This is a genomic window from Lyngbya confervoides BDU141951 (assembly GCF_000817775.3).
GTDB lineage: Bacteria > Cyanobacteriota > Cyanobacteriia > Thermosynechococcales > Thermosynechococcaceae > Lyngbya > Lyngbya confervoides.
The window spans coordinates 85209-106951 of the sequence record NZ_JTHE03000091.1 but is presented as its reverse complement, the minus strand read 5'-3'; the positions used below and the strand labels follow the sequence as shown (position 1 = coordinate 106951).

Genomic DNA, 21743 nt, shown 5'->3' with positions numbered 1-21743 from the left:
AAAGTTTGGATGCGGGGGCTGAAATGAATTTCGAACAAGACCGTATCACAACTGCTATTAAAAAGATCAGTCTCGGGATATAAATTACAATTTCAAAATCTTAGGATTCTTGCCTGACAAGAGATAAGGGAAATATTTTATGGGTTTAATTAATAACTAGTCCAGTTGGGGAATCCTATTTCTGTAAAGTTAACTCTGGTTGTAAAAAATATCAGCTGTGACCAGTAGAGTTTTTAGTTCAGTACAAGAGCCGCCCCTGAAGGTGGCGGGATATCCGGTTTGGGAAAAGCTCTACCAAAGCCATAAAACGCAGGTTTGGAGAGCAATAAACCTAAAAACAAAGAAATCTATCGTAGTCAAGTATCTCAATCATCCTGCGGCGAGCGCTCAGGCGCTATTTGAGTTTCATCAGCAGTTTCTGATTGCCCAGAAGTTAAATCATCCAAAGTTGCTCAGGGCCTATGATGTTCTGCATCAGTCCCAACGGCTGGGAATTGTCCTGGAGGATATTGGCGGGATTTCCCTGGCTGACTTTTTAAGCTCCGCGGCCCTGCAGAGAACCTCGCGCCTGTCCCTATTCTTTGATCTGGCGTTTCAGCTGGTCCAGGCCTTGGAAGGACTCTACGAGGCCCAGGTGATCCACCATCAGCTCAATCCCCACAATGTGCTCATTCATCCCCAGACTTTCACGCTAAAGGTGGCGGATTTTAGTCAAGCCTCTCTCGCCGTGACGGAACACTATGGAGCACCGTCAACGCCAATTCCCATTCGGAGCGATTTGCGCTATCTATCTCCAGAGCAAACCGGGCGGATGAATTGCCGGGTGGACTATCGGGCGGATTTTTACGCCTTGGGCGTCATATTTTATGAACTGATCACCGGCGTGATCCCCTTTCAGGGAACCTCTCCGCTGGAACTCATTCATGCCCACCTGGCCCGCCTTCCCCTTGCTCCCCATCGGATTAATCCGGAGGTACCCGAAGCCCTTTCTCTGGTTGTGCTGCGTCTGTTGGCTAAAAATGCTGAGGAACGCTACCAGAGTCCCTGGGGCTTGCGGCATGATCTCGAACAGTGCCAGCAGGGCTGGCAGCGCCAGGGGTCAGTTCCGATCTTTGCGCTAGGCCAGCACGATCTCAGCGATCGCTTCCTTCTCCCCAGCAAACTCTACGGCCGCAAGAGTGAGGTGGCAATGCTGCTGGCGGCCTTTGAACGCGTCAGCCAGGGCAATTGTGAGATGGTGATGATCTCTGGATCGGCTGGGATTGGAAAAACGGCCATTGTGCAATCTATTCGTCCCTCAATTGCCAAGGCGCAGGGGTGGTTTTGTCAGGGTAAATTTGACCAGCTGCATCAAAATACGCCGTTTTCCGCCATTAAGACCGCCTTAGAAGAACTGATTGAACAGATCCTGGAAGAAGGGGTCGAGGAGCTGCAGAAATGGCGGCGACGCATTTTAAAGGCCCTGGGGGGCCAAGCTCAGGTGATGGTGGAGGTGTTTCCTGAACTGGCTAAAATCCTGGGTCCCCAGCCCATGGTGCCAGACCTGAGGGGCCGGGAGAATCAAAATCGCTTTAACCTGCTTTTCCGGCAGTTTATTCAGGTATTCAGCCATTCCCACCGTCCCTTGGTGCTTTTCCTGGACGATCTGCAGTGGGCCGATAGGTCTTCCCTCCATGTGATTCAGATGTTGATGGGGCCATCCCAAGCGCATCAGTCCTTGCTGCTGATCGGGGCAAGTCGTAGCGTTGAACAGCCGGGAGAGGTCCCAAAGGTTCAACCACTGTTGACCACGCTGCGGGAGCAGGGCATTCAAGTGACGCAACTGACCGTGCAGCCCCTCTCTCCAGCCGATCTCAATCAACTCGTCTCGGAGACCTTGCATTGCACGGTCCAGGAGTCACTGCCCCTGGCTCAGAGCCTCTATCGCAACACCCAGGGCAATCCGTTTTACTGCCTCCATCGTCTGCGATCGCTCCACCGGAGTGGCCACATTTTTCTAGACCGAGAGGCCGGACGATGGGGATACCGACGGCAGGATCTGGCCCTTCCCCCTCAAGCCGACGTCACTTGCTTGGTGAGCAACCAGCTGCAGCAGCTTCCCCAGAAGACGCGGCAGATTTTGGGAATGGCAGCCTGCCTGGAACAACCGTTTTCGCTCACGCTCTTGGCGCGGGTGGCGGGGGTCTCATTGCGGCAACTCTTGGCACGTCTCACCCCCGCGCTACGGGAAGGATTGTTAATCCTTGAGCATCCTCAGGCACTGCCCACGGTGTTTATGACACCAGACAGTTCTGCGCTTTCCCCCCTCCAGGAAACCATCCTGGAAAACCACATTGAATCCCTCACCGGCATCTTTTTGCATGACCGCATCCAGCAAGCCGCCTATGGGCTCCTGTCAACGGCAGAGCAGCCCCAAACCCACCTTCACATTGCCCAGATCCTCCTGGCCCAGCCCCCCCAGGACCAGCCGGGATCGAATGTCTTTAGCATTGCCAATCAGCTTAATTTAGGATCTGCCAGCATCAAGACACCCGATCTTCGCCAGCAAACGATCCAGATCAACATGCAGGCGGCCATAAAAGCGCGCAAAGCAACGGCCTATTCCATTGCCCTCAACTACATTCTCAAAGCCATTGACCTGCTGCCCTCCGAAGCCTGGGAGACCCACCGCTCACAAACGATGGATCTCTACAACAGCGCGGCCGAAATCGCCTATCTGAGTCGAGAGTTTGAACAGATGGAGCAGTGGGTCCAAACCATATTGACCCATGCGCAGGGAATTCTGGAGTGTGTTCCTGGGTATGATTGCCAGATCCAAGGCTATTCTGCTCAAAATCACCTGAGCAACGCCATTGAGCGTGGGGTATCCCTGCTTGCCCGCCTGGGACTGCCCCTTGACTCTTCCCCCAATCCAGCGGTCCTCCAGCATTGTTTACAATCCGTAGATCAGCTAGCCGCGCACACAAAGGATCAGGTGGAGCAGCTGCCTGAGATGACCCATCCCCAGGATCTGGCCAAGCTGCAAATCATGGCTCGGATCTTTCCCATTGCCTTTATTTCGGCCTCCCCCATTACCCCTATTTTGGCGATGAAAATGGCTGAAAGCTGTCTTCAGCAAGGGAACTCTTCCCTCGCTGCGTTTGCCTACGTGGCCTACGGCATGGTGTTGTGCGGCATGCTGGGCAACATTAAGCAGGGCTACACCTTTGGTCAAATTGCCCTGAGGCTATTGGCCCGAAAGGATTCAGCCCCCATTCAGGGGAAAGTTCATCTAGTCTTTCATCTATTTATTCATCATTTCCAGGCTCATTTCCGCGAGTCGCTGCTGCCATTGCAGGAAACCTATCAGCTAGCCTTAGCCCAGGGAGATTTTGAATATGCAGCCTATGCGGGGCATCATTTTGGCGAATTATCCCTCCTGGCGGGAGAGCCTCTCGACTCCCTAGAGCAGTCCGTGCGAGACTACAGTGCAGCGATCGCCGATCTCCAGCAAAAGACGGTGCTGCACTACAACAATTTACTGCGTCAATTTGTGCTGAATTTGCTGGGACGCTCTCATAGCGCGACACAGCTTGTGGGGGAGGCCTACGACGAAGGTCGGATGTTGCCAGAGCATCAGGCTGCCCGAGATTCCATGGCCATCTTCTACCTCCACTTTAAAAAGCTGATCCTGGCCTATCTCATGGGAGAGTTTGACCAAGCGCTGCACTCCGGTACCCAAGCCATTCCCCATCTCAAAAGCGTCATGGGCATGGCGGAGTTTCCCCTATTTCATTTCTACGATTCCCTGGGGTGTTTGGCCCTACTAAACAGTGCCCCGGAGGTGGATCTGGCGCTACTCGAGCGCGTTGAAAGGAACCAGCAGGTGCTGAGCACCATCGCCCAATCTGCCCCCATGAACTATCGACATGCGTGGCATCTGGTGGAGGCCGAGCGCTGCCGGTATGGGAAGGATATTGTCCAGGCCATTGAGCATTACGATCAAGCCATCGCCGGGGCGTTAGCCCAGGGCTTTGGGCAATTGGCGGCGATGGCTAACGAATTGGCTGGACGCTTTTTCCTGGACTGGGACAAGCCAAAGCTGGCCAGGCCCTACCTGATGGAGGCTTACTATGGCTACCTGCGCTGGGGAGCCACCGCCAAGGTGAATCACCTGGTCCAAACCTATCCTCAATTCATTCAACCTGCCGCTGAGGGCAATGGGGGTGCTTCCTGGTCATCCCTGGGGCCTGATCTACCCGCCAACCTCTCCGATGTCCTGGACTACAGCTCCATTGTGCGAGCTTGCCAGGTGCTCTCCACGGAAATTAACCTGGATCGACTGGTTCATCAGCTGCTGGAAATTGTCATTCAAAATTCGGGTGCCCAAACCGGGGTTCTCCTGCTGCAAGCACAGGAAGATTGGTATCCCGCTTCGGTGTCGCGCGACGGGCAGGCGGTGAGCCTCACCGACCCTCCCAATCAGGTGGCGCAAGCCTGTCCCCGCTCTGTCCTCCAGGCGGTTGAGCAGAGCCAAGTGCCCCTGATTCTTGAGAATGCCGCCATTGATCTTAAATTTAGAGAAGATCCCTATATTCAAGCCCACTGTCCTAAGTCGATTCTCTGCCTGCCAATTCAGCAGCAGGGTCATCTCATCGGGCTGCTTTATTTGGAAAACTCGCTGTCTGCAAGGGCATTTCGGGCCAATCACCTAGAGATTCTAGATATCATCTGTTCGCAGGCGGCCATCTCCCTGGAAAATGCCCGCCTTTACCAAGAGCGCCAGTCCTACACGAAAGAGCTGGAAGCCTCCCAGGCAAAGCTGCTCGAAGCGCATGAACGGCTCGTCCATGACGCCTACCATGATTCCCTCACCGGACTCTACAATCGTGCCTGGTTTCTAGAGCGGCTTTCCCAGGTGATGCAGCGGGAGCATTCATCCTCAACTCCAGGGTACGCCGTTCTTTTCCTCGATCTCGATTTATTTAAGATGGTCAACGACAGCCTGGGGCACCTCCTTGGAGATCAGCTGCTCAAAGCCGTGGCCCAGCGGATTCAAGACTGCTTGAATCCACACAGCTTTTTAGCCAGACTGGGGGGGGACGAGTTTGCGATTCTGGTGGAACACTATACGTCCTTGGAGGAAGTTGAAGCCCTAGCGGAGCAGATTCAACAGCAGTTCAAGCATCCCTTTTGTCTAGACCCCTACGAAATTTTTACCGGCACCAGCATCGGGATTGCCCTAGGCACCCCAGACTACACTAATCCCAACACGGTGCTCCGGGATGCCGATATTGCGCTCTATCGCTGCAAGGCCAAGGCCCGTGGATCCTATGCCCTGTTTGATGTGGGCATGGAGTCAAGTACGGCAGTGCGCCTGCAGCTTGCCAACGACCTGCGACGGGCGCTCGAAACCATGCATCAGCCCGAGTCCTGTGAGTTTACGCTTCACTATCAGCCCATTGTTTCCCTCAAAGGTGGTCAGCTCACGGGCTTTGAAGCTCTCCTGCGCTGGAATCATCCCCAACGGGGAGAAATTTCTCCTTTAAAGTTTATTCCGGTGGCCGAGGAAACGGGCCTGATTGCGGTCCTGGGCTGGTGGGTGTTTGAGGTGGCTTGCCAGCAGTTACAGCAATGGAGGCAAGACCATGCAGCGGCCCAATCCCTAAGCCTGAATATTAATGTCTCGCCCATTCAACTTCAGCAGCCCAACCTGGTGTCGCGCATTCAAGATCTGCTGACGCATCACCGCCTTCCCCCGGATCAGCTCAAGCTTGAAATTACGGAGAGTTGCTTAATTCGCTCCGGTGTGGACCACATTAGCCTGCTTAAACAGCTGAAAACCTTGGGCCTACACCTGTGTATTGATGATTTTGGCACGGGATATTCCTCCTTCAGTCGTCTCCACGAAATGCCCGTGAGTACCTTAAAAATCGACCGCGCCTTTGTACGCCAGATCCACCGCCAGGGCAACGGTCTGGCTCTGGTGCAGAGCATTGTGACCTTAGCCCGGAGCTTGGGAGTCACCGCGGTGGCTGAAGGGATTGAAACGCCAGATCAGCTCCAGGCCCTGTCGCAGATGGACTGTGAACTGGGACAGGGCTTTCTGCTTTCTAAACCCGTGGGGGCCGCCGTCGCAACCGAGTGGGTCAAAAACAGCACCACCCAGGTTTGGATTCCGCTGCCAGGGGCTCCCGACGCGTAGCGCTTCAGCCGTGGGACTGCGATGAGTTGCGATCGCTTGGAAACAGCTGTCTAGGATCTCTGGTTGAGGAACCGTTGCTTAGTAGCTGTCATTCTCTCCGGCGGTTTGACTGCCCAGCAGTTGATTCGCATGGTTCAGCCGTTCGGCGATCGCCTCCTTCCAGGGCATCGCCACCTCCGGATCGGTCAGGACCTCCTGCGCCCACTGACGATACATGGCGCTAATGGCAATGTCGCCGTGGTCTAAATACTGCAGCTTTTCGTAAACGGTTTCAGGTTTTGGGTGAGTCATGGTTATTTCTGGAACGATGGGCCGCAGCGATGGCCGCAATCAGGCCGGGAGGTGGGTGTGCCCCATTAAATAGCGATCGCAGGCTTGGGCCGCGCCGCGTCCTTCATTAAAGGCCCAAACAACCAGGCTCTGTCCGCGACGGCAGTCCCCAGCGGCAAAAACCCCAGGAATAGAAGTTTCGTAGCTGCCATAGTCGGCCTTAACATTGCTGCGCGCATCTCGCTCTAGATCCAATGCATCCAAAAGGGGCTGCTCTGGTCCCAGAAAGCCCATGGCCAGAAGCACCAGCTGGGTGGGATGCACCTGTTCTGAGCCCGGTATGGGGGTGGGCACCCTTCGTCCATTCTCGCCCATTTCCCAGCCAACATCAACGGTATGAACTGCCTGGACCCAGCCCTGATCATCGAGATCAAACTTCGTGGCCGTTTTTAAATAGCCCCGCGGGTCCTCCCCAAATCGGGCCGCCGCCTCTTCCTGGCCATAGTCCAGTCGGTAAACTTTGGGCCATTCCGGCCAGGGGTTATCTGGTCCGCGGGTCAGGGGAGGCTTGGGCATAATTTCAAGCTGCAACAGACTCCGGCAGCCGTGACGCAGGGAGGTGCCCACGCAATCGGTACCGGTATCACCCCCGCCAATAATCACCACATCCTTGCCCTCAGCGGAAATGAAGCTCTCATCAGGGGATCCGTTTAAAATGGCCTTGGTGTTGGCGGTTAGAAATTCCATGGCAAAGTGAATCCCTCTAGCCTCCCGCCCTTCAATGGGAAGATCGCGGGGGCGAGTGGCGCCGGTACAGAGAACCACCGCATCAAAATCTTGAAGGAGCTGCTGGGCAGAGATATCCTTGCCGATTTCGGTGTTGCAGGTGAAGGTGATGCCCTCAGCCTCCAGAAGCCGCAACCGACGCTCCACCACTCGCTTTTTCTCCAGCTTCATATTGGGAATGCCGTACATGAGCAGCCCTCCAGGGCGATCCTCACGCTCGAAAACGGTGACCCAATGCCCCGCCTTGTTAAGCTGGGCCGCTGCACACAGACCCGCTGGACCTGATCCCACCACGGCAACATTTTTGCCCGTGCGCTGGGCGGGGGTTTCGGCCACAATCCAGCCCTCATCCCAGCCCTTATCGGCAATGGACTGCTCAATGGTCTTGATGGTCACCGGCGGATTATTAATACCCAGGACGCAGGCGCCTTCGCAGGGGGCCGGACAAACCCGTCCGGTAAACTCTGGAAAATTATTGGTTTTATGGAGCCGATCCAGGGCTTCGCGCCAGAGTCCCCGATAGATTAAATCGTTCCACTCTGGAATCAGATTGTTAATGGGACAACCGCTGGCCATCCCATTCAGGGCCATCCCCGTATGGCAGAACGGCGTGCCGCAGTCCATACAGCGAGCGCCCTGGTTCCGCAGCTGATGATCGGGCAAATGGGTGTGGAATTCATCCCAATGCCGAATCCGATCCAGGGGGGCGAGATCAGCGGGAACCTCGCGCTTATATTCAATAAATCCTGTTGGCTTACCCATAGCTGTGAATGTTAAGAGTTAAAGGGGTTGTTTTCCTCCGTCCGGGGAGGAGATTACCTCGGAGGGTGTCTCCCTGAGGAAACCGGGTTAGCTGCCGCTAATTCGGGCCACATCCCTGGCGTTAGCTTCAAAGGCGGCGCTGAGGGCCTCATCCCCCGTGAGGCCGTCTTCAATGGCCTGCTGAATAGCCTGAAGAACCCGTTTGTAGTCCCGGGGCATGACCTTGATAAACTGGGTGGCGATCGCGGGCCACTGGTCCAGAATCCGCGCGGCCTTCGCGCTACCGGTGTAGTGGTGATGACGCTGAATCAGGGCCTGGAGATCCTGCAGATCGTCGGGGTCTTCCACCTTCTCTAGCCCCACCATTTGCTGATTGCAGTGGCTAGCAAAGTTACCCGCCTCATCGAGGACATAGGCCACTCCCCCGCTCATGCCCGCTGCAAAGTTGCGACCCGTAGGACCTAGAATCACCACCTTGCCTCCGGTCATATATTCACAGGCGTGATCGCCCACGGCCTCCACCACGGCCTCCACCCCAGAGTTGCGCACGCAGAAGCGCTCCCCGGCGACGCCGGAAATATAGGCCTCGCCGCCGGTGGCCCCGTAGAAGGCCACATTGCCAACAATGATGTTTTCCTCGGGAATAAAGGTGGATTCAGGCGGGGCGTAGAGAATCACCTTCCCTCCGCTCAACCCCTTGCCAAAGTAGTCATTGGCATCGCCCTCCAATTCCAGGGTGACGCCCGCGGGAACAAAGGCGCCAAAGCTTTGGCCAGCGCTGCCCTGGAAATGCAGATGAATCGTATCCTCCGGGAGACCGTCCCAATAGCGCTTGGTGATTTCGTTCCCCAGGATAGTGCCGACGGTGCGATTGGTATTTTGGATGGCCAGTGTGGCTTTAACCGGCTGCTTGTGATCCAGGGCTGGCTGACACAGATCGAGCAACACCGTGAGATCCAGGGATTTTTCCAGGCCGTGGTCCTGGGGGATCTGACAATAGCGACCGACGCTTTCGTCCACCTGGGGCTGGTGCAGAATCTTAGAGAGGTCAATGCCCTGAGCTTTCCAGTGGGTAATGGCAGGTTTTGCATCGAGCAGGTCAACCCGGCCAATCATTTCATCTATGGTGCGAAAGCCCAGCTGAGCCATGAGTTCACGAATCTCCTGGGCAATAAACCGCATAAAGTTTTCCACATGGGCCGGATCGCCCGTGAATTTATCCCGCAGGGCCGGGTCCTGGGTGGCAATCCCCACCGGGCAAGTGTTCATGTGGCACACGCGCATCATGATACAGCCCAGGGACACCAGCGGTGCGGTGGAGAAGCCGTATTCTTCTGCCCCCAGCAGAGCCGCAATGACCACGTCCCGGCCAGTTTTCATTTGACCGTCGGTTTCCACCACAATGCGGCTGCGGAGATTGTTCAGCACCAGGGTTTGATGGGTTTCTGCAACCCCCAGTTCCCAAGGCAGTCCGGCATGTTTAATGGAGGTTTGGGGTGAGGCTCCGGTACCGCCATCAAACCCGGAGATCAGCACCACATCGGCATGGGCCTTCGCCACCCCGGCAGCAATGGTGCCCACGCCCACCTCCGACACCAGCTTGACATTAATGCGAGCATCCCGATTGGCGTTTTTGAGATCGTGGATCAGCTCTGCCAAGTCCTCAATGGAATAGATGTCGTGATGGGGCGGCGGTGAAATCAAACCCACGCCAGGGGTAGAATGGCGCACCTTGGCAATCCAGGGATAGACCTTGCGACCGGGGAGTTGCCCCCCTTCCCCAGGCTTGGCCCCCTGGGCCATTTTGATCTGGATTTCCTTGGCCTGGGACAGATACAGACTGGTCACCCCGAAGCGCCCTGAGGCCACCTGCTTGATGGCGCTGTTTTTAGAGTCGCCTCGCTCATTGGTCCAGGTGAAGCGCTCCGGGTCCTCGCCCCCTTCGCCGGTATTGGATTTGCCGCCAATCCGGTTCATGGCGATCGCTAGGGATTCATGGGCTTCCTTGGAGATTGACCCGTAGCTCATGGCCCCGGTTTTAAATCGGCGCGTAATGGCCTCTATCGGCTCAACCTCCTCCAGAGGAATGGGCGATCGCGCCTTAAACTGGAGCAGGCCACGCAGGGTAAAAAACTGCTCATTTTGTTCATTGACTAACTGGGAATATTGCTTGAAGGCCCCATAGTCGTTATCCCGCACCGCCTGCTGCAGCAGATGAATGGTCTGGGGGCTGAACAAGTGCGCTTCTCCGCCCTTGCGCCACTGATATTCTCCGCCAGCATCAAGGGTCGGCGTATCGCTAACGCGATCGGGGAAGGCCCGATCGTGGCGCTGCCTCGATTCCTGGGCAATGACGCTGAGATCGGCCCCCTCAATCCGCGACGCAGTCCAGCAGAAGTAGCGATCAATCACGCTTTTGTTGAGGCCAATGGCTTCAAAAATTTGGGCCCCACGATAGCTCTGAATGGTGGAGATACCAATTTTAGACGCCACTTTGATGACGCCCTTGGTAGCAGCCTTAATATAGTTTTTGCAGGCGGTGGGCAGATCGATATCCACCAGGCGCCCTTGGCGAATCATGTCCGCAAGGGTCTCAAAGGCCAGGTAGGGATTGATAGCGCAGCAGCCGTAGCCAATCAGAACGGCAAAATGATGCACTTCCCGAGGTTCCCCTGATTCCAGCACCAGCCCCACCTTCGTGCGCGTTCCGGCTCGAATCAGATGATGATGGAGACCGGCCACGGCTAAAAGGGCAGGAATGGGCGCGTGGTGAGCATCCACCCCGCGATCGCTCAGAATTAAAATGCTGCTGCCCTGGGCAATGGCCGCATCCGCCTGTTGGCACAGGGACTGCATCGCTGCCTCTAGGCCCTGAACTCCGGCTTGGGGGTCAAACAAAATCGGCAGGGTGCTGGCCTGGAATGGATCTCCCTGAAGCTGCTGAATCTGGGCTAATTCGCGATTGGAGAGAATGGGCGTTGGCAGCTCAATCATCCGGCAGCTTTCCGGGGTGGGATTGAGCAGATTTTGCTCTGCCCCCAAGGTGGTCATGGCCGAGGTGATAATTTCCTCCCGAATCGAGTCGATCGGCGGATTGGTGACCTGGGCAAAGAGCTGCTGAAAATAGTCATACAGAAGCTTGGACTGATTCGACAGCACCGCCAGGGGAGTATCGGTTCCCATGGCTCCCACCGCCTCTACGCCATTGGTGGCCATGGGAGCCATCAACAGGCGCAGCTGCTCAAAGGTATAGCCAAAGGTCAGTTGAAGCTTCAGCAGGGTTTCAGGGTCGTGATCGCGCGCCGGATCGGCTGCGGGCAAATCGGCCAGGGAAACCAGGTTTTCCTCCAGCCAGTCCCCGTAGGGCTGAGCCTGGGCCACCTCTGCCTTAATCTCTGCATCGGAAATAATGCGCCCAGCGGCGGTATCCACCAGAAACATGCGCCCTGGCTGAAGGCGACCTTTATAGGCCACTCGCTCCGGCGCAATAGGAAGCACTCCTGCTTCTGAGGCCATGATCACCAGATCATCCTTGGTGACATAGTAGCGAGAGGGACGCAAGCCGTTGCGATCGAGGACTGCACCCATCACGGTACCGTCGGTGAAGGCCACCGATGCAGGGCCATCCCACGGCTCCATCAGGCAGGAATGGTATTTGTAAAAGGCTTTTTTGTCAGGACTCATGGATTCGTGCCCCTGCCAGGGTTCAGGAATCATCATCATGACCGCGTGGGGCAGCGATCGCCCAGCCAGGGTGAGCATCTCTAGGGCATTATCAAAAATGGTGGAGTCGCTGCCGTTGACGTTAATCACGGGCTGGACCTTGGCCATGTCCTCCCCAAACAGATCCGACTCAAATAGGGACTGCCGCGCCAGCATCCAGTTAATGTTGCCGCGCAGGGTATTAATCTCACCGTTGTGGGCAATGTAGCGGTAGGGGTGGGCGCGCTCCCAGCTGGGAAACGTATTGGTGCTAAAGCGTGAGTGCACCAGGGCTAAGGCACTCTCCATGTCGGGATCTTGCAGGTCTAGGTAATACTGACCCACCTGCACCGGCATCAGCATCCCCTTGTAGACCAGGGTCCGACTCGAGAGGCTGGCAATATACCAATGGGAATCAATCTCTCCAGCCTGAATGGCGTTGTGGGCCTGTTTGCGGAGCACAAAGAGCTTGCGCTCAAAGGCCAGGTCATCCTGAAGATCAGGGCGGCGGGCAATAAACACCTGCTGCATAAACGGCTCACTCTCCAGGGCTGTTTTCCCCAAACTGCTGTGATCGGTGGGAATATCTCGCCATCCCAACACCGGCAGTCCTGCCTGGGCCGCCACCTGTTCAAAGGCACGGCGCCCCTGGGCGCGCTGGGCGGCATCGGGGTTGCCGTAGACCATGCCCACGGCATAGTGCCCCGGATCGGGAAGGGCAATACCCTCGGCCTGGGTCACCTTGGCCAGAAACTTGTGGGGCACCTGGATCAAAATCCCCGCGCCATCCCCCGTGTTTTTCTCACAGCCGCAGGCACCCCGATGATCCAGATTCAACAGGATCGTCAGGGCATTTTGGATAAGGGTGTGGGACTTGTCCCCCTTTTGATGCACGATAAAGCCGACACCACAGGCATCATGCTCAAATTGAGAGTCGTATAGACCTTGCTGGGGGGGCATGGTGTGACGGTTCATAGGCTCAATATCTTAGGTGGCTTAATCTAGGGGACAAACAGGCGGCGATCGCCCCTCCTCCGGGGACGGCTGATAACGATAGATTTCGATTGTGCAATAGTTTTTTACGGAGGCGGTGAGGTCTTAATGCAAATTCAAGGAAGCCCCTGCTTCGATGAGATCCCCGTAACATTTGCGCAAGACTTTGGTTACATTCACTGGGAGTCTGTATCCAGGCGTACCGGCCGCTGTCCATAGACCGTATCGGTGGATACCCTTGCCGCGAGGGGCTGCCATCCGAACGACAACGATCATGGGTTGCCCACGGCCCTAGGATTCTCCGTGGGCCTGCGCGCCTGCCACGGATCGCAGGGCCGCGATCGCCTCCCACAGCGCCAAGCTGCCCCCCAGATGGTGGACCAGGGATAGCACCATGGGCAGGCGGTCTAAAAACACCTCTGGGGCCCCCTGGGCCAGATAGTCAAGCAGGTGCTGCAGATCGACGAGGGGTGCCTGGGAAGGCGTGAGCGCTTGCTGCCAGATGGACTGGAGCAGATCACCCCTGACCGTATCCAGGGGGTGATCATGGGCTAGATCAAATAGCCGGAGCAGCTGCAGATAGGCCCGGCCAGAACAGGGAGGAAAGGGCCGCGATGACCAGGGGAATTGCTCGATGGCCTGCACCAAGGCGCGGGCGACGGGGATTAATCGCGTCACCTCGCCCTGTGTTGTCCCAAGGTCTTGATCTGCGCAGGTCTCTGCCAGCAGGACCAGGATGAGGTTGAAGCTCTCTCGATGGGCATAGACCGGGTCATGGAGACAGACCCTTGCCGCCTGAATAATCTGGCCCTGACAATCCCAAGGAGAGAAGGAGGAATGGTGCATCAAGTCACGACAGTGCGATGCCGCCTCTGGGAGATAGGGCAACACCGCCAACCATGTGGCCCAGGCCTCGTTCGGGGAGTTCAAGGGTTCGGCCTGAAGCTGCGCTATCAGGTGAGGCGAATGGGGGGTCGGCCCCAGGAACCTTGCCAGAATATGAAAGCGCTGCCATCGATCGCCAATCTGCTGGGCAAGATCCAGCACCTCCGGCAAGCCCTGGGGAAAGGTGGGCAGGAGTGCTGCCCGGACCTGGCACCGAGCCAGGGGGGACGCCATGGCCTGGCCCAGGGCAAGCACCTCTGGATAAATGGCCGCAGGCAGGCAGGGCAATAAATCGATGAGGGCCAGGGCTCGATCTTCCTCCTGAAAGGTTTGGGCCACCAGGATTAGGGCTTGACGGGCGATGGCTAAATTAACCTGGGGCAAACGCGCCAGCAACTCGCAAATCTCCGGGGGAGACACAGGCATATTTTGGAGCAGCTGGCACAGGGGATCCGTAAGATCCGAGGTGAGGTAGGGGGCTAACTGGATGAGGGCATCCCAGCGCTGCTCATGGCTGGCTAAGGAGATAAGGGCCAGGGCCTCCTCCAGCACGAGATGCTGGGAATTGCCCCGGTGGACAGGGAACGTTTCGCGGGGCTGCGGGCTTGGAATCACCCCTGCGGTCCCTGAGGGCGAATCAGATCGCGGGTCAGGAATTGCAGCGATGAGGGTTAGGGCCTGGGCCAGAGTGGGAATTTTGGCTCTTAGGGACGCCCCAGACCTCCCCGAAGTCCTTTCCCGGTGGCAAAGGCGATCGCCACCGTACAGCCAGGACCAGAGAAAGGCATAGCGCACCTGATGCCCCAGGGATTGAGCTGGCTGGCTGGCAAACTGCATCTGGGCTAGGTGCCAGGCCCTTGCGATATCGCTGTGGTAGGGGGTGCCCACTTGGCGGCAGGCCTGGTGCCAGGGGGATTGCCCCCATTCATCACTGCCTTGCAACAGGCGATGCAGCCAATGTTGCCATCCTGCCTGCTGTAGATGCCAGGACAAATGGGCGTGGAGGTAGCCGTCCTGGGGGAGGGTGTGCCACTGACGCTGACGCGCGCCTCGCAGATAGGCCACCAGCAGCTGCCGATGCATCTGTAGTAGGGTGAGGCCCAATCCCCCCAGTGCTGCACCTGGGGAACGCTGAATCAACCAGATGGCCAGAGCCGCCATGGCTGCGTCCAATCGGTAGGCAGTCCCTGGGTGCACCGCCTGGATCAAACCGCGATCGCTGAGTCCCTGTAAGATTTCTGCGGCCTTCTCCGGAATCACCTCCCAAAGAATAGAGAGCATAAAGGGCGTCAGGGTGGCGTCCAGGGCAAACACGCCTAGGCTGGCAAAACGCAGGCGCAGCTCCGAGGTCAGATGCTCCAGAGCGAGTTCCAAACAGACCAGCTGAGCCGGGGAAAGTCCCTGCAAAGCTGCCATCGGGCTGAGACAGGTGCCATCCTTGCCGGAGACGTCCACCGGGAGGGACAAAACCTGCAGCCTGGGTGTCTCAACCCGTGCCACCAGGGTGGACCAGGGTAGGGTCTGGCCCACCAGCGTGGCGCCCATGCGCAAAAAGATCGGCCTGTGATCTACCAGGAATGCAAACCGCTGAACCAGGATTTTCTCCTCGACCCCCACCGGATCTGCGCCGCTGGTTTGGCAAAGCTGGATGCCTTGATCCGGGGAGGGCAGATCCAGCTTTAAAACTCGGCCACACCGGGGCTGCAGGGGAGTGTTCACCAGCAGGAGTCGACTGCGACAGCCCGAGGTGAGGGGAAAAACCTGAAGATGGGCCTCGTTCCACACCGCTTCTAAAATTAAGAGTATGGCCCGCGATCGCAGCATCGTTCCCAGGGCCTGACGGGCACCCTGGATCGTCATGGCTGAGGTCATTTCCGCGCCCCCCTGGGACAGCAGCTGGTGGAGAATCCGCAGCAGATCCGGATGGGGACCGAGCCGAATCCAAAGCACCCCATCTGAAAACTGATCTTGAATTGCCGCTTGACGGGCAATGGCCGCCGCCAGGGCGCCAATTTCAAGGTCCTGGAAGGGCTGCACAACCATCCAGTCTGAATTGCGACGGCTCGCCTGCACGATCTGGCGGCCCAGACGCTGCATTTGGTTTGGGCGCTGCCAAGGCCACTCCTCAATCCAGGAAATGATGGGTTTCTTCTCTTTGCACTGAACGGTCAGGGCCACTGCCTTAAAACATCCCGTATGGCTTGCAGAACCTGCCTTAACAAAATGCAGCGGTCTCCCACCGGACCCAAGCTTTCCCCGACCCGGGATAAAAAGGGACGAAGCTTGATCAGCGATCGCCAAAACTGGACGCGCGGCAATAGGGCAAGTTCGTGGAGTAAGTCTGAGAGCACGGCGTAGGCTTCATCGCCGGGGAGCGATCGCTGCAGGAACAGGGCCAGTCCCTCCACCCGCGCCTCCCCATCGGCAATGTCTCGAATTAACGCCAGACTTTCGGCCACCTGCGCAGCGGGCAGATGGGGAATCAGCTCCAGCAGCACATCGCTCGGAGAGTCTTGATGACAGGCGTGAACGGCCGCAAGCGCCTCCCGAGCTAGGTCAGGACAATAGGGCAGTAATCCCGCCAGAGCCTTGGCCCGCGCATAGGGAAATTGAATATCCTGGGCAATGGTGATGGCCACCGGTCGATCCGCCGCAGGTAAGTAGGCCACCAGTTCCCCCAGGGCCGTCGCTCGCGCAAACACGGGCGGAATCTCCTGAATCATGGCAAGGGCATCTCTCCCAAAGGTTGGGCGTCGCTGAAGCAAGGCCTGGAGGGCAGGAATATGAACCGTTTCTGTGCGGGTTTCTCGCAATATTTCTTGAATTTCAGGGAGGTATACCGATTCAACCTGGGGAATCACCGCAGTCAGCGCCTCCCCGCGAAAGGCGACATCCTGTAAGCTACGGATGGCTTCTAGCACGGTGGGCGTAAAATCCGGGATATGGGTCACCAGTCGCAGCAGGACCCGCACGCAGTTGCGAATATCTTCAAAGTCGCGGGCAATTTCTAGAGCCTGCGGCAGAAGTCGAGCGGGTACGTGGGCCACCACTGCGGCCAAGGCCGCAGTTCGATCTGCTTCTGTGGGGAGGGTCGCCGTTCGTTTCAAAAGTTCCGGCAGCCACGACTCTCCCACGTAGGGGGCGATATTCTGAATGGCTTCGCTTTGGGCCGCTGAGGTTGGCAGATCCGCCAGGGCGGTCAGGGCTTCTTTAATCAGGGCATCCACTGTCGGGAGGGACAGTAGGGCACTGCCAGCATCGAGGGGGGCGGCGCTGACCGGATCATTGGCCTCGGCTGGTGGCAAGGTGGCGAGTAAGCCCATGGCCTGCAGGCGGTAAAGGGGGTTACGCAGCCCGCTGGCGAGGTGGTGGGCCTCCCCATAGAACGCCGACGGCAGGGTGGGAATGATCTGGGCCAGTATCTGGAGCTGAAAAGCCTCATCGGCCACATCTTGAGTCAGCAGGAAGACCTTGCGCACCAGTTCGCGGTCATGGGGCAGCAGGGAAAGCAGGCTAACAATGCGAACCTGGGCCGAGGGCATTTTTTGAATAGCTTTAAAGGCCGTATCAAAAGCATTCTGGGCCAGTGCGGGCAAGACTGCCTGCAGCGTTTGCGTCTGCACCGATTCCACAGGAATCGCTTGCAGGGTTGTGACCAGGGCAACGCCCAGATCGGGCAAATCGGCTTGAAATGCAGTGAGGGCCTCGGACAGCGCCCTGAGCTCATCGGCTGAAAAGGCCACCGTCTCCTCTCCCAGGAGAATCTGTTCCGGCTGCAGTAAAACGCGATCGTCTAAATCCAGATCGGGCAGCGGGGAAACCTGCGGACTCTCCAGACCATCCAGGTCTAAATTTCGGTCCCCCTCCCCCCCCCGTTTCAGGGCTGTAATGGTGCTATAAATCAGGGCGTAGCGCAGTTGCAAGGCGATAGATCGCAACGGATCACTGGTCTGCATATCCTCTGCCAAGCGCCAGGCGCGCCCAACATCCAGGCTGTAGTTGGCGAAGTCCACCTGATCTACGGCGGCAAACCAGGCGTTTTTACCGCTGGGGGTTTCTTCCTGGAGAAGCTGATGAAGTTCGCCAATCCACCCGGCCTTTTCGAGATGCCAGGTTAGATATTGATGAATATAGCCGTCGTCCGGCACCTGGCACCAATTTCCATCGTTCAAAATAGGCCGGTAGCGTTCTAAGAAGTTTTGATGCGCCATGGACATCGATAGCCCCAGCCCGGCAAAGGGCTGGGTGCGAGGCAGTTGTAAAATCCACTGGGCAATATCCTGCATAACGCTGGGCAACCGATAGGTCGACCAACGCGGTGTCTGGTAACCGGGAACTAGAAAATTGCGATCGCACAGGGATTGCAGCAGATCCTGAGCTTCGGCTTCCGGCACATTCCAGAGGGTCGCCGCCATGGGGGGAGAGAGGGTGATGTCGTGGGGAAAAATGCTCAGGGCGGCAAACCGGAGCCTCAGTTCGGGGGAAAGGCTGAGAATGCTTTGGTTGAGGCAGACCTGCCGCGTGCGATGCTGCCGATCCTTGCCGCCACCAAAAGCCCAGCGAATCAGGGTAGACCCCAAGCCCCTTTGCTCTGCCCCCCGACCTGGATCCGTCCCCGCTTGCTCACCATCTTGCCCACTGTCTTGGGCTGCGGGGGCGGTCCCCTCGGTCAACAGCCTTTGCCAGGTGACCGTCCCGTCCCAAACCTGCTGGGCGGCCAGCACCAGGGAGAGGGGGAGGTAGCCCACCGCCTTGGCAAACCGGCTGGCAGCCTTGCGAGCCTCTCCGGTGAGGGGTTGGCCCAACTGCTGTTCCACAAGCTGGAGCGCTTGGTCAGCGCTCATGCCGGACAAAATGTATTCCTGGGCTTCCGGCAGCTGAATATCCCGACTCACCACCAGCAAATGACTGCGATTATCCTGAACCACCCAAAAAGGCTGGACATCCTCCGCAACCCAAACATCTTCTAGCACCATGAGTAGCTGACGATGTTTCAGCAGCGATCGCAGCTGCCGCGAGGCTTGGGGAAGGGTCGTGGGCAGCGGGCAGTCTGCTTCAAGCTGGGCGATCGCAGAACCGATTAAGGTCAACAGGTCCGGATCGGGACCGAGGGAAATCCAAAGCATCCCATCCGGAAACTGGGCCTGCACCGCAGGGTCGCGAGCCACCGCCAGGGTCAACCAGGACTTTCCGATACCGCCAACGCCTTCCGCGGATTTAAGCAAACAGACGGGATGATCGTCATCCAGCAAGCAATTGCGCAGCTGCTGCTCATCCTCCAGCCGGGGAATATAGGATTTGGGCAGGACAGGCACGATGCTGACACTCCAAGGCGCACCGTCATATTTGGAGGATTGGCTGTCCAGCGATGGGGAGGGAAAATGAATCATGGGTGCTGCACAATGGAAGGCCTCATCCAAACAGGGCGAGGGTCATAAGTAAGAAAGAGCCGGAAAATTACAGAACTGGACACCATAGTATCAGCGGATTTCCCATACATCATGTCGATTTGTATCGCTTAGACGGCCCGTGGCAGAAAATAATCCGGAATCAATCAAGGCAGGAGGCTGTGTGCCAGAATGCAAGAGATTGGTCTTGTTGCCCTCCCTTGCATTTATGGTGCCCCCTTCTAGACAAGCTGTGTTGACCCTTGGCTTTGTTGTGGCTGCTTTTTTAGTCAACCTCAGCTCAAATTTTATGCCCATCAATGGTCAAACCATTGGACAAATCTCCAACACCGTTTTTAAGGAGGTTTTGATTACGCCCGCTAGCTATGCCTTTGCCATTTGGGGCGTTATTTACGTCAGTCTCTTTGCGTTTGCCATTTATCAACTGCTTCCCCAGCAGCGGCGATCGCCCCATCTCAATCCCCTCCGCACGATGATGATTCTGGCCTGTGGAGCACAGATGATCTGGATTGTGGTGTTTTTGTCTAATCTTTACGGGCTGTCTTTGGTGGCCATGGTGGTGATTTGGGGGGCGCTGATGCGGGGCTATTTTCAAATCAATGGCACTTCGCAGCCCGTAACCCGAGGGCAGCGCTGGTGTATTCAAGTGCCCTGGAGTCTCTACCTGGGCTGGATTAGCGTGGCCACGCTGGTCAACGTTGCCCTGACGCTCTTTGCCTGGAATTGGCAAGGCGGGGGGATCTCACCCCAGGCCTGGACTGTGGCCCTAATTGCGGTGGCAATGATGATCGCGATGCGCGTGGTGTGGCAGCACCAAGACCTGGCCTTTGCGGGGGTGTTTTTGTGGGCACTGATGGCCATCGCCGTCCGCCATAGCGAGGTGCCCCTGCTGGGCGGATCGGCCCTAGGCGCAGCGGCAGGGCTGGGGGCTCTCAGCCTTTATCGCTGGCGTCTGATACCCTCAGCATCCTGAGAGAACCATGGAGATTCAGCTCAAGCAAGCCAGTTCCCCCGCCTGGATTGAGGCCGTTCTCACGCAGTTTGATCAGTTTTTGCTCGATCACGCAGCCAATGAGAAAAAGGCGGCGGGCGTGGCACTGAACCTGGCGGCCCACTACCCCGACAAACCGGATTTAGTGGCCGCCATGATTGATCTATCCATTGAGGAGCTCAGCCACTATCGAGATGTTTACAAGTTGATCCGAGAGCGGAACATTGCCCCAATTCCAGACCAAAAGGATGTGTATGTCCATCAAATTCGCGATTTAATCCGCAAGGGAAGCGAAAATTATTTTCTAGATCGGCTGCTAACCGCGGCGGTGATTGAAGCCAGAGGGCAGGAGCGGTTCAGGGCCATTGCCCAGGCTCTCCCCCAGGGGGCATTAAAGGGATTTTACAGCGCAATTTATAAATCCGAGGCGCGCCATGCATTGATGTTTGTGCGTTTTGCCTGCCAATATTACGATCGCCAACAGGTGAGCGATCGCCTGGCGGAGTTCATTGATCAAGAAGCCATCCTTTTGCGACAATTGGAGATTCGTCCGGCCCTCCATTGACGGAGGAAATAGTCCATCACTGATAACCGTCAAGTCCTCACTCACATACCGTGAGGTAATCCAGGGATAGCGAGGCCATGAAACCGTCCAGGATTTCTACGGGACCCTCCTCGCCAACAGATCGCTGACGGCTCACTTTCGGGAAGCTGCCCCACCCTGGACCAGCCCCATACCGCCTCCAACTATATCCAGCGTGCAAGCGTCCTAGGCCCGGATCCAGAACAGCAGGGGCGATCGCGCTCTTCCAAGTTCTAGATCGTTGGCGATGTTCTCATCTCAGCCGCGTCAGCCTGCCGAAGGCATCAGCTTGGTAGGTGGGGTGGCGGAGTGCGACAGTCTTCTGGATGGGGGCCGCAATGTCTGGAGTTTTGCGCTGCGGGAACACAAAGACTACTCTAGGGTCCCATCGCAGCCGTCGCCAGTCCAAACACAATGAACAAAGCTCCACCCATCACCATGAGCCAGCGCTCCGACAACCGACCGGCAATCATCCGCCCGCAGAGAACCGCAATCGCCGCACAGAGGAGGTGGCCGAGAATTGCTCCCGTCACCACGCCGTAGGGAGAATGGGAAGCCGCTAAGGTCACCGTCGCAAATTGCGTGCGATCGCCCCACTCTGCCACAAAGGTGAGGACAAAGGCTTCCAGCAAAATGGTCCGAACTGACCAATGCACCACCCGCGCATCTAGCTGCTTCACCGCATCCAAGGCCTCTTCCTGTTCCTCCGCCAGCCCCTTTGCATCAGACATCCGCCCAGCATCATAGAGAAGCTTGGCCCCAAATCCCAAAAAAAGGGCGATCGCCAAACTCTTGACCCAAGTCTGCGGCAGAAGCGCTGCAAACTGCCCCAACCCCACGGATAAAACCGTCATGACCGCGAGAGCCGCGCTGACCCCCACAAAAACCCAGCGCCGAGGATGACGCATGGCTAGAATCGCGCCCATAAAAAACGTCTTATCCCCTAATTCAGACAGCGTAATTAAGCATAGACCCGCCGTAAATCCTGCCAATGATTCCATATCATTCCCCTACGGGCTGCTGCCACATCCTCAATCGTTCTCTGCACTGCTGCTGGAGATTAAAATAGGCTACCACAGGCTCAAAAATAAGCAAAATCAAGAATTTTATCTCATAATTAATTCATTATCCCTCCAAACTCTGTTTAATTCATATTTAGTTCATTTTTTGATTGCTCAG

General features: G+C 57.0%; 9 protein-coding genes. 3 read left to right on the top strand and 6 right to left on the bottom strand.

The window, feature by feature from the left end:
• Positions 1 to 217: 217 nt before the first annotated feature.
• Positions 218 to 6184 (top strand): EAL domain-containing protein, encoded by a 5967-nt coding sequence (locus QQ91_RS16025; protein WP_166276144.1) that lies wholly within the window; start codon positions 218 to 220, stop codon positions 6182 to 6184.
• A 78-nt stretch (positions 6185 to 6262) separates the two neighbouring features.
• Here the strand turns inward: QQ91_RS16025 and QQ91_RS16020 are convergent, their stop codons facing one another.
• The 5 genes from QQ91_RS16020 to QQ91_RS16000 form a co-directional block, all read right to left on the bottom strand.
• Positions 6263 to 6475, bottom strand: a complete 213-nt coding sequence (locus tag QQ91_RS16020) for a hypothetical protein (protein ID WP_166276141.1) — start codon at positions 6473 to 6475, stop codon at positions 6263 to 6265.
• A gap of 39 nt (positions 6476 to 6514) precedes the next feature.
• Positions 6515 to 8002, bottom strand: a complete 1488-nt coding sequence (gene gltD / locus QQ91_RS16015; protein ID WP_166276138.1) for a glutamate synthase small subunit — start codon at positions 8000 to 8002, stop codon at positions 6515 to 6517.
• An 87-nt stretch (positions 8003 to 8089) separates the two neighbouring features.
• Positions 8090 to 12679 (bottom strand): glutamate synthase large subunit, encoded by a 4590-nt coding sequence (gene gltB / locus QQ91_RS16010; protein WP_166276135.1) that lies wholly within the window; start codon positions 12677 to 12679, stop codon positions 8090 to 8092.
• Positions 12680 to 12988: 309 nt separating this feature from the next.
• Positions 12989 to 15760, bottom strand: a complete 2772-nt coding sequence (locus QQ91_RS16005) for a hypothetical protein (RefSeq protein ID WP_166276132.1) — start codon at positions 15758 to 15760, stop codon at positions 12989 to 12991.
• Positions 15751 to 18972, bottom strand: a complete 3222-nt coding sequence (locus QQ91_RS16000; RefSeq protein ID WP_166276129.1) for an NB-ARC domain-containing protein — start codon at positions 18970 to 18972, stop codon at positions 15751 to 15753. Before QQ91_RS16000 ends, QQ91_RS16005 begins: the two co-directional genes overlap by 10 nt.
• Positions 18973 to 19198: 226 nt before the next feature.
• Here QQ91_RS16000 and QQ91_RS15995 point away from each other — a divergent pair, with 226 nt between their 5' ends.
• A complete protein-coding gene (locus tag QQ91_RS15995) occupies positions 19199 to 19963 on the top strand; it encodes a TspO-related membrane protein (protein WP_166276126.1) in 765 nt (254 codons plus the stop codon).
• Positions 19964 to 19970: 7 nt separating this feature from the next.
• On the top strand, positions 19971 to 20546 hold the full coding sequence (locus QQ91_RS15990; RefSeq protein WP_166276123.1) for a MiaE family protein: 576 nt from the start codon (positions 19971 to 19973) through the stop codon (positions 20544 to 20546).
• A 395-nt stretch (positions 20547 to 20941) separates the two neighbouring features.
• On the opposite strand, the gene QQ91_RS15985 is transcribed toward QQ91_RS15990, so the two are convergent.
• Positions 20942 to 21565 carry a TMEM165/GDT1 family protein gene (locus QQ91_RS15985; RefSeq protein WP_166276120.1) on the bottom strand — a complete coding sequence of 208 codons (624 nt, stop codon included), beginning with the start codon at positions 21563 to 21565 and terminating at the stop codon, positions 20942 to 20944.
• Positions 21566 to 21743: the final 178 nt, after the last annotated feature.